General features: G+C 34.1%; 12 protein-coding genes and 1 tRNA gene. 7 read left to right on the top strand and 6 right to left on the bottom strand.

From position 1 onward, the window contains the following. Window positions 1–216, top strand: a 216-nt coding sequence (locus HOG71_13595) for an OsmC family peroxiredoxin (protein MBT5991878.1), incomplete at its 5' end; no start/stop codon positions are given. Here HOG71_13595 and HOG71_13590 read toward each other — a convergent pair. Continuing rightward, window positions 213–572 carry a CoA-binding protein gene (locus HOG71_13590; protein ID MBT5991877.1) on the bottom strand — a complete coding sequence of 120 codons (360 nt, stop codon included), beginning with the start codon at window positions 570–572 and terminating at the stop codon, window positions 213–215. The two genes, HOG71_13595 and HOG71_13590, sit on opposite strands and share 4 nt — an antisense overlap. A 90-nt stretch (window positions 573–662) precedes the next feature. On the opposite strand from HOG71_13590, the gene HOG71_13585 reads away from it, so the two are divergent. Together HOG71_13585 and HOG71_13580 are read left to right on the top strand one after the other, a co-directional pair. Beyond that, window positions 663–1589 carry a rhomboid family intramembrane serine protease gene (locus HOG71_13585; protein ID MBT5991876.1) on the top strand — a complete coding sequence of 309 codons (927 nt, stop codon included), beginning with the start codon at window positions 663–665 and terminating at the stop codon, window positions 1587–1589. Between the two features lie 225 nt (window positions 1590–1814). Continuing rightward, window positions 1815–1888, top strand: a tRNA-Met gene (locus HOG71_13580). Here HOG71_13580 and HOG71_13575 read toward each other — a convergent pair. From HOG71_13575 to HOG71_13560, 4 genes are all read right to left on the bottom strand, one after another. Continuing rightward, window positions 1848–3458 carry a recombinase family protein gene (locus HOG71_13575; protein MBT5991875.1) on the bottom strand — a complete coding sequence of 537 codons (1611 nt, stop codon included), beginning with the start codon at window positions 3456–3458 and terminating at the stop codon, window positions 1848–1850. The two genes, HOG71_13580 and HOG71_13575, sit on opposite strands and share 41 nt — an antisense overlap. Then, window positions 3451–3588: a hypothetical protein gene (locus HOG71_13570; GenBank protein ID MBT5991874.1), complete on the bottom strand. Its 138-nt coding sequence runs from the start codon at window positions 3586–3588 to the stop codon at window positions 3451–3453. Before HOG71_13570 ends, HOG71_13575 begins: the two co-directional genes overlap by 8 nt. Window positions 3589–3730: 142 nt before the next feature. Continuing rightward, on the bottom strand, window positions 3731–4393 hold the full coding sequence (locus HOG71_13565; protein ID MBT5991873.1) for a hypothetical protein: 663 nt from the start codon (window positions 4391–4393) through the stop codon (window positions 3731–3733). A gap of 6 nt (window positions 4394–4399) precedes the next feature. Further along, window positions 4400–5008 carry a hypothetical protein gene (locus HOG71_13560; protein ID MBT5991872.1) on the bottom strand — a complete coding sequence of 203 codons (609 nt, stop codon included), beginning with the start codon at window positions 5006–5008 and terminating at the stop codon, window positions 4400–4402. A gap of 29 nt (window positions 5009–5037) precedes the next feature. On the opposite strand from HOG71_13560, the gene HOG71_13555 reads away from it, so the two are divergent. The 4 genes from HOG71_13555 (at window position 5038) to HOG71_13540 (ending at window position 7307) form a co-directional block, all read left to right on the top strand. Beyond that, window positions 5038–5364, top strand: a complete 327-nt coding sequence (locus tag HOG71_13555) for a hypothetical protein (protein ID MBT5991871.1) — start codon at window positions 5038–5040, stop codon at window positions 5362–5364. A 149-nt stretch (window positions 5365–5513) separates the two neighbouring features. Continuing rightward, window positions 5514–6800, top strand: a complete 1287-nt coding sequence (locus HOG71_13550; protein MBT5991870.1) for a hypothetical protein — start codon at window positions 5514–5516, stop codon at window positions 6798–6800. 14 nt (window positions 6801–6814) lie between these two features. Beyond that, on the top strand, window positions 6815–7090 hold the full coding sequence (locus HOG71_13545) for a hypothetical protein (protein ID MBT5991869.1): 276 nt from the start codon (window positions 6815–6817) through the stop codon (window positions 7088–7090). Window positions 7091–7109: 19 nt separating this feature from the next. After that, on the top strand, window positions 7110–7307 hold the full coding sequence (locus HOG71_13540; GenBank protein ID MBT5991868.1) for a hypothetical protein: 198 nt from the start codon (window positions 7110–7112) through the stop codon (window positions 7305–7307). A 52-nt stretch (window positions 7308–7359) separates the two neighbouring features. Here HOG71_13540 and HOG71_13535 read toward each other — a convergent pair whose 3' ends face one another. Next, on the bottom strand, window positions 7360–8106 hold the full coding sequence (locus tag HOG71_13535; protein ID MBT5991867.1) for an SUMF1/EgtB/PvdO family nonheme iron enzyme: 747 nt from the start codon (window positions 8104–8106) through the stop codon (window positions 7360–7362). Window positions 8107–8766 lie beyond the last annotated feature (660 nt).

Here is an 8766-nt window from a genome sequence, read left to right as displayed (position 1 = left end):
GACTCATTCCAAATTCATGTGGATGCAAATATGACTGATCAGCATCCTAAAGTTTATGACAAATTCCACATTATTTATGATTTTAAAGGAAAGGATTTACCCCTGGCTAAAATTGAAAAAGCAGTGAAGTTATCCAAAGAAAACTATTGTGGAGTGAGTGCCATGCTTACGAAATCGTCAGCATTGAGTTATGAAATAAAATTGTCTGAAAATTAATCAAACTGATTGGTGCTGAGCATGACCAATGTGCAGGCTTCCACAATTTCAATATTATTATTCATGGCCAGCTGTATTAATTCTAAATTTTCTGTACCTGGATTAAAAATGAGTCGTTTGGGATTGGTTTTGAGGATAAAATCATACCATTCTTCTTGTCTCATAGGGTTCAGATATAAGGTTATCGTATGAATGTTTTGAAGTGGATCTTTGCTGTTAATGATCGGAACTCCATCAATGGAGGTATTCTTTATGCCAACTGGTATGGCATCAAAGCCATTATTCAACAAAGCATTCACGGCCATATTGGAATAACGAGTGGGATTATCTGAAGCACCTAAAACAACAACTTTCATGATTAAATATTTTGACAAAAATAAGAATTCCTTTCATACACAGGAACAGTATCTTTGTAAAAAAGAAAGCATTCATAAAATTGACTTCGAATGAATCGTTTTGAAAATATCTGGAGTAATATTTATTTCAACATTGTTAAAAACAACAACAAGCTTTACCAATTAATATTAATCAATATTGTTGTTTTTGTGTTATTCGGATTTATAGAGGTATTCTTTAACTTGTTCAAAATACCTGATGAAATATATACGAAATTTGAGCGGTATTTTTCATTATCGGCTCATCCATCAGAAATAATTCGCAAACCCTGGACAATTGTAAGCTACATGTTTATGCATGGAGGCTTTTTGCATATCATTATTAATATGCTTTTGTTCTATTGGTTTGGTAAAATTTTTCAGGAATATTTACGAGATCGGAAACTTGTGGCTACCTATTTAATGGGTGGAATTAGTGGTGGCTTAATATATATCTTGGCCTATCAAACTTTTCCTGCTCTAACAAATATGCATTCTTATATGGTTGGAGCATCAGCAGGTGTTATTGCCATTATTGTTGCTACGGCAACATTGCTTCCTAATAATAGCATGAATTTGATGTTTCTTGGGCCTGTTAAACTAAAATATATAGCCATCGTTTTTGTATTGCTTGATGTAATTAGTCTGCGAGATATGGAAAACATAGGCGGACATTTTGCACATTTGGGTGGTGCCTTCTACGGATACATTTATATTAAACTGCTTCAGGGAGGAACTGATATCGGTGGTTGGCTAAGTGGTATTCTTGACATGTTTCGAGCAGCTTTTAAACCAAAACCGAAATTCAAAGTTCATAAAGGTGGACAATACCATAAAAATCCAAATGCAAAACAAGCCAGTTCAAAAGAAAAATCTGCACCTAAAACAGATTTCAATCAGTTGGAAATAGATAGTATTCTGGATAAAATAGCTAAATCAGGCTATGATAGTTTGTCAGAAAGAGAGAAAGATGTACTTTTTAATGCAAGTAAGAAATAGGCCAAGGAGAAGGTTAAGGCTTAGAAAATAAATATCAGTTAAGAGGTGGGGCAATTTTAAAATTCTTTTATCTTTGCACCTCCATTTTGGCAAGCATACTCATAAGGAGTATCAGAATAAAAAGCAATGGCGATGTATCCGCCCTGATGAAGGTATTCATCCATTCGGACGGGGCTCAGCTTAAAAAACAACAGTTAAATGGATTGTTGAATATTAAAAAATAATGGCGAGGTAGCTCAGCTGGTTAGAGCGCAGCACTCATAATGCTGAAGTCGAGGGTTCGAGTCCCCCTCTCGCTACTAGACGGGAATGAAGTAAAACATTAGCTTCATTCCCTTTTTTTATGTCCTTTCTTTTATCTGACAATGAGGGGATTACGCTAAAAATTGAATTTATTCTTTCGGTTCGATAATTACCATTTTTAAAGTCATACAGAATTCCAACAGGAAAGACCATATTTTGAATACTCCGTTTTACTTCCAAATCACCAGAACTCCATAACTGCGGGAGTTGTAGCGAATATTGCAATGCCAAATCAATGGCTTTTTCAAGGTTCGATAAATCAAAACCATCTTTATGTAGATTTTCTTCTATTTCATGCTTCTCTGCTTCCAGCTTCTGCTTGAACTTGTCATATTGGATTTGAGTGATTTCCTCAAACACAAATCTTTCTTCTAGTCTGTCAAGCTTGGCATTAATCTCAATCAACTTCTCTCTTTGCACTTGAGCTTCCTGAATTCTTGCTTCATGTTCTGCTTTGAATGTGTAATACATGATCTCTTTCATTGGAGCAAGGTATTTCTTGTCTGAAATTTGATAATTACACAACAGCTCTTTGAATTGTTCATGCATGACCTTTGCATTCCTGTTCTCCTTTGATCCAATCCTATTATTCTTGTAGTAGTACAATCCTTTCTTCTTCACCAGATATCCAGTATATGCAGTCCCACAATCAGCTGATTTTACGAATTTCTTTAGTGGTAGGTGTTTACAATCTTTATTTTTCTTCTCACCATACCCTGTTTTATTCAATAGGTTGTTAACTTTCAAGAATATCTCTTTTGACACAAATGCTTCATGTTTTCCGTCTATTACTTCACCAGGAATATGAGAACTTACTATCACTCCACAATAAAAAGGATTGCGGAATACATCACTTAACTTCTTAGCAGCAACATGATACCCTTTTTTAGCAAGTCTCTTTGAGATTTCTTGGTGTGATAAGTCTTCGCTTGCTTTCCAAATGAAAGCATTTCTTAGGATTTTGCCATCCTCATTGATAACAATCTTTTGCTCATTTCCTCTACCTGGGTTTAAGTTCGTATAGCCTCTTGGAATGCTTCCTATCCAATACCCTTTTCGAAGCTTTTCCTTCATCCCTGAGACTGTTTTATCCCTTCTTAGTTCATTATCAAACTGACTGAACATGTAATACAGGTTTTGCTGGAATGACCCTGCTGCTGTCATTGCATCTACTTCCTGAGTTGCTGAAAGCGTAACAACACCTTGTTTCTTTAATTGCTCACTGATATATGCGCCATTTGCACCTGTTCGAGAGAACCTATCATAGGAATAAACAATTATGTATGAAATGTCCTTTTTGCGTTTTACAAATGACAACATCTTTTGAAAGTGAATTCTTTCATCGCTTTTTGCAGACTCATAAGTACCACCAAAAGATTCAATCACTTCAATGTTTTTACGACTTGCGAATTCCAGACAGTATTTCTTTTGAGTCTCCAAGCTAGCATTGGTTTCTGCTTGCTCCTTGGTTGACACCCTTGTATAGATCACTGCCTTTCCATCTATATTTATTGTTTGAGCATTCGATTGTTTGGCAAATGACTTAAATACATCTAGTTTATCCATAATCTCTGTTCTTTGATACGTGTTTTACAATTATTCCACAATAGTTTTCAAGCGTTTCAATTATTTGCTGTGCTTCATTTTCATCAATTTGTTCAAACCCCGGAAACGACCTTAATCTTTCCGGTGTCATTTTTTCTGCATTTAAAATCCTGTTAAAGGTATCATTTGAAAACTTACTTCCTTCCTGAAACATTTCTCATTATATCTCCACCCTTCTGATGTATTCAGTAAGATTGGTATTCGATATGATGCCTGAACGTTATTCATAGCTATTATAACTTTGTTTTTACTACCCTATTCATATATACAGGTTTTCCTGATTCCTGTTTAATCTCAATGTTTTGAAAAGCAGCCTCTTTCATAATGTCAATCACTCTCTTATCAATTGGAAGCTTTTCCTCGCACTCAACCCTGTCAAGTGCCTTTCCTCGTTTAATGACTTTGATTGCATGGAAATTCCGCTCCCTTAGAATGTCGATCACACGCTTTTCCTTCTCTTTAATAGTAGATAAGTTCATTACTTCTGTATCTATTGGGAGTCCAGGAAAGGTACTATTGATAATCTCTCTCAGGTCTATTGAGACAACAGCTTTTCGGCTTATACTTTCAGTAATTATACCATCTCGGTTAAAGCTAACACAGCATTTTTCTCCACCTAAAAGGATATCAATAATATATTTTTCAAGCACACTGACTGAAGTTTCTGAAACAGTTACAGTACATTGTAAATTATTATCTAAACTCTGTAATGATTCGTTATTTAATCCGACATTTGCCGCTTCTTTTAATAGCGATGCTTTAACAGAATCAATAAATGGAAGTGAAACTAGATCAACAGAGCCTGACAAAACATAATTTGCCTCTCTTTCCCTTATATAATAAAGGAGCTCCAGCAATGGACTCTTATTGTGATTATGAATCGTGTTGCTCTTCATTACTCACTAATTCTTCTGCTGTTTATATACCTCAATAAGTTCACACTGCGCTTGATACAATCGTTCGTCCTTTTCTTTAATTTGGACTTGAGCTTCTTGTATCTGATCTGTCATAGAACCAATAATTTTTTTGAGCTCCACTAACTCCTCTTTCATAGCATGTTTTTCTTTCTCCAGCCCTTCACATTTATCATGTACCATTTTGATATGATCCTTCAATTCGGGGCTTGCATCATTAACCAGCTTCTCCACATGATTATAATAATTCCCAACTTCACCTGCTATTTTAGAGATCGTTTTACCGATTGTAACATCCTTGTTCTTTCCTGTAACATTTGCATAAATCCCCGACCCTTTGTACTCAACCTGCTCCTGATTGTTGTCAGCCTTTAGAAAAAAGTTAGCATTCAGATCAAATTTATTAATCAAATTGTATATCTGAGCTAAGGACGCATTGCGATGCCCTGACTTTATAGAAGATAATATTGTTGGTGACTCTTCCATTCGAGCAGCAAATTCACGATTGTTTTTCAGAATAAATGTTTTGATAAGATGATCAATTGCAGCAGCATACCTGCTGTTTAGTACTCCTCTTGGCAATTCTTTTGTTTCCATGATGAATATATTTACTATTTCACTTTGTTATGTTTACTATTATAGTTTACCTTTGTGCAAAGATAGGTAGTAAAGTTAATCATAAACAAGAACTTTTACAAATTATTTACAATATGTTTACAGCTGAAGAAATAAACCAGTTAAAAGAGTCTCTTCCAAAGAATGGGATTCATTTGATTCATAACCGCACAGGTATTTCAAGACCAACGATTTATAAGTTCTTTGAAGCTGGTGATGTAAAGCTACCACAGACGGAAAAAATCTGGATTGAAGGTTGGTTAGTCGTGAAAGAATTCAAAGAAAAGAAGGCAGAACTGAAAAGCCATGCTCAGGAAGTAATGAATTACAAAACCTAATTCAGCTTATGAAAGTTGTCCAAAATAGTAAATATTATGATTTGCTTTCTGATTTGAAAGCTGTCATTGAGAAGTTAAAACAAGACCCTTCTTTTAAGTCATTAGAAGAAAACAGGTAGTAGTACAAATCATTTAACACTAAAGGATACATGTTAGTAATTAGTTATACCAACTCATACAGGGCATTAGATCATTTTGTTGAAAGACATAATGACCAGCATGAAGAATTAACAGAAAAAATTAAAGCAAGTGTTTTATTTACGGCAAAGGAGATCATCCGTATCTATGGAGCTTTCCTTGTCAAGGCAAGTAGTTTTATGGAGTTATCTTCTAATAAGCTGCCTGCTCTTAAAACAAATAACTCACAATTGGCAAAACTGGTCAAGGTAAGCTCCCGAACAATACAACGACATATTATTAAGCTCCAAGAAGCTGGCATTATTACTAACAAGAAATTCTGCGGAAGCAACTCAGGATATGAGCTGTTAATAAACTCCGATATTCTGTTAGCTACCTGTCGAAAAGACCTTGAAGATGCAAAAAGGGAACTGGAAAAGGCGAAACAAAAAAGTGTTGAAAATCAAGATGTTAAAAAAGAGGGTACGACAAAATGTCCTCATACATATACTAGTAACAATAGTTACAATAAAAGTAATTTATTAATAGGGGTTGATAACTCGGAGCATACTACTCCTGACCTTGCAGAAACTGGTAACAAATTAGAAAGGAGTTCGCTATCGCTCACGCAGCTTATAAATAAAACAGGTTACACAACTGGAAACATTTTAACTGGAAACACAAGGGAAAAAGGTGCGGAAAATTTTGTTCCTGAAGCGATTCAGGTGGAAGAAGCAAGGGAAAAAGTGCATAAACGGGCAGGCGACAATAACTGGAAACAATATATTGCGCCAGCCCGTTGCGCTTCCCTAAGATTCTATGCCGAACGATTGTGGCATTTGGCTAAAATGCTGCTTTACAAAGATGTATTTCTAACCGATTTTCAAGAGAAGCAAGCAAAAGAGATGCTTGTTGGCTGGTATGAACCAGTGGCAGATAGTGCGCTCTCAAGGGTGCACCAGAATTACTGTGAGCGGATTGGTCTGGCTCGTGATTTTGTTGCTAAAGACCCTGAAAGGCGGTTTGTCCAACTACCTTACAAGTATTTTGACACTAACAATCCTTCAGGGTTTACAGGAACAAAAATCTGGTATAAAAAACACTTGGAACGAAAGGAAGAAGTACGAAAGAAGCTGATTCTATATGCACAGATCAGGAAGTTTCAAAACAATGAGAAGAAAGATGTAGATAAACGCAGGTCTCCATTGGAAGTTTACAGGGAATGTGAAACAAGAGTTGGCAAATTAAAGGAAGTTGATCTGTTGCAGCTTTTCTATGCTTCTGTTCTCAAACCAGAAATTATTCAACAAATCAAATAGCAAATACTAAAGGGATGGATGCACATAAAGAAGGATGGAAACTGAAAAGGGATTCACTTTCCAAATTGTTAATTTATTTTAAAGACGGAAATGTTCGCACTCTTTGGTCATTAGATTGGAATCATCGCTATTCAAAAGTTATTGACAGGAATATTGGCATTGCACGATTTCATAAGAAAATAATGGAGTATGGTTCCAAAGCTGGAGTCGCCATTATTTATGACAAGCATACTGGTAAAGAGATAGAAAAATATTTTGAAGGGAACCTATTGACGAAATCCAAAGCATAATATCACAAAACTTTAAGCTATGTCACAAAAAGCAAAAACACTTACTCAAATTGCTGAAGAATATGGAGTTCATATTTCAACTATGATTCGCTGGTTAAAACCAATAAAAGAGGATATAAAAGCTAATAACAGAAATTTATTATTGCCAAGACAGTACAAAAAGATCTATGAGTTTCTAGGAGAGCCTGAATATGAAGGAAGAGACAAACTGTTTTAAAGCCTGTTACAAGCTGGTATTATACTTTAAATTCTTCAATTTCTATATGTTCTCATTCTTCAATCAAAATATATTCAGCAATACATCTAAATCCTAACCATAGTTCAGGTTTCTGATAAATTATATCTTTATTCAATTCTGTCTTTTTCTGATCTTTAATAGGTTTGTGTTTAAAATCCATTCCTTTTGCTATACCTTTTATAAATGTCATTTCAGATACATTGCCAATGATGAAATTAAAGTATTTTTCCTTTTCTTTAAATTTAATAGGTTTTATAATTGAGTCGTAATTATCTTTTGACTTCAACTTATAAAACTGTTCATATTCTTTAGGAGTTGGTAAACGGTAAACAATTTTATAATTTCTTTCGGGGTCAAATTTTTCAAATTTTATCCAATATTTCCAAGCACAAGAACCCTTTGGAATTGCTTTGCGATTTTTAGTTTTTGTAACAAATTCACTTCTCCAATTACAATATGCCAGTGCTTGTTCATAGGTTATACCTGTTACAGGATAATTTTCTAATTCTTTTGAATCAACATAAATTTCAAAGTCAAATTTGTTAATTGTTGAATCTGGTAACATTTTTAAATAATAGGAAGTAGTATCAGTTTGTATTAGAAAAATAATAAACTCGAGCCAATTTAAATTAGTTACTTCAACTTTATCTAGATATAAATTATCTGAGATATTATTTGTCCCTGGCGGACTTATAAAACTATTGAAATTAGTTGTTTGGCTGAAAAGTAATTGTCCAATGGTAACGATTAGAATACTTAGAAAATACCTTTTTAGCATCTCAGTTAGTTTTGATTCCTTTTTGTTATGAAGTAATGTATTCTATTCTTTTTTATATTAGCGTTTCGGAGATTCAAATACTTGCTTGTAACGGTGCAGCTTTGAATAGTACGAAGCGTTAAGCGAAGTATTATTTAAAGCTGGTGTTACCCGTAGTAATTTTTTTTGTTCTTTATGTTTATGACTTGGTTCTGTTTTCTGCTTGCTAAAAATAACTAAAATTTGTTCAGCTTGTCTGATTCATTTTCCGAGAATTCTGCAAGTCAATATTTTCCCATTAATTCTAGTGTTTTTATTCAGGTCGATTCAAATAATTCTCGATTTTTAATGCAAGTCAGAAAATGAGATTTTGATATTCAGATTCTTGGTTTTTCTAACTTATGAAACTGCTTTGATTTTGTCTCAAATTCTATAAGTCAAATAATTCTTCTGGTTCAATTTAATCGATTATTTCGAAAGTTTATTCAGGTGTGGTATTATTATTATTTCAAATCTGTTTTCGAATGGTTCTTTAACGATTCTCGGTAATTCTAAACTCGGGCTTGATTTTTCTAAGTTCTGTTTTTTTTGATTTGAATCGTATTCTATTTCTTGATATCAAATTAAATTCTATTCGTTACCTATCTTAATCTTTGGCTCTGGTATTTTCTGGGCCGAATT

The organism is Bacteroidota bacterium (assembly GCA_018698135.1).
In the GTDB taxonomy this organism is placed as follows: domain Bacteria; phylum Bacteroidota; class Bacteroidia; order CAILMK01; family JAAYUY01; genus JABINZ01.
Note: the sequence above shows the minus strand (reverse complement) of the source record. Positions and strands in the feature narration are given on the sequence as shown.

Bases quoted from the DNA above. Each gene is read 5' to 3' on its own strand.
- HOG71_13575 (MBT5991875.1), bottom strand. From the start codon at position 3,458: ATGGATAAACTAGATGTATTTAAGTCATTTGCCAAACAATCGAATGCT.
- HOG71_13540 (MBT5991868.1), top strand. From the start codon at position 7,110: ATGTCACAAAAAGCAAAAACACTTACTCAAATTGCTGAAGAATATGGA.
- HOG71_13550 (MBT5991870.1), top strand. From the start codon at position 5,514: ATGTTAGTAATTAGTTATACCAACTCATACAGGGCATTAGATCATTTT.
- HOG71_13585 (MBT5991876.1), top strand. From the start codon at position 663: ATGAATCGTTTTGAAAATATCTGGAGTAATATTTATTTCAACATTGTT.
- HOG71_13545 (MBT5991869.1), top strand. From the start codon at position 6,815: ATGGATGCACATAAAGAAGGATGGAAACTGAAAAGGGATTCACTTTCC.
- HOG71_13570 (MBT5991874.1), bottom strand. From the start codon at position 3,588: ATGACACCGGAAAGATTAAGGTCGTTTCCGGGGTTTGAACAAATTGAT.
- HOG71_13535 (MBT5991867.1), bottom strand. From the start codon at position 8,106: ATGCTAAAAAGGTATTTTCTAAGTATTCTAATCGTTACCATTGGACAA.
- HOG71_13565 (MBT5991873.1), bottom strand. From the start codon at position 4,393: ATGAAGAGCAACACGATTCATAATCACAATAAGAGTCCATTGCTGGAG.
- HOG71_13590 (MBT5991877.1), bottom strand. From the start codon at position 572: ATGAAAGTTGTTGTTTTAGGTGCTTCAGATAATCCCACTCGTTATTCC.
- HOG71_13560 (MBT5991872.1), bottom strand. From the start codon at position 5,008: ATGGAAACAAAAGAATTGCCAAGAGGAGTACTAAACAGCAGGTATGCT.
- HOG71_13555 (MBT5991871.1), top strand. From the start codon at position 5,038: ATGTTTACTATTATAGTTTACCTTTGTGCAAAGATAGGTAGTAAAGTT.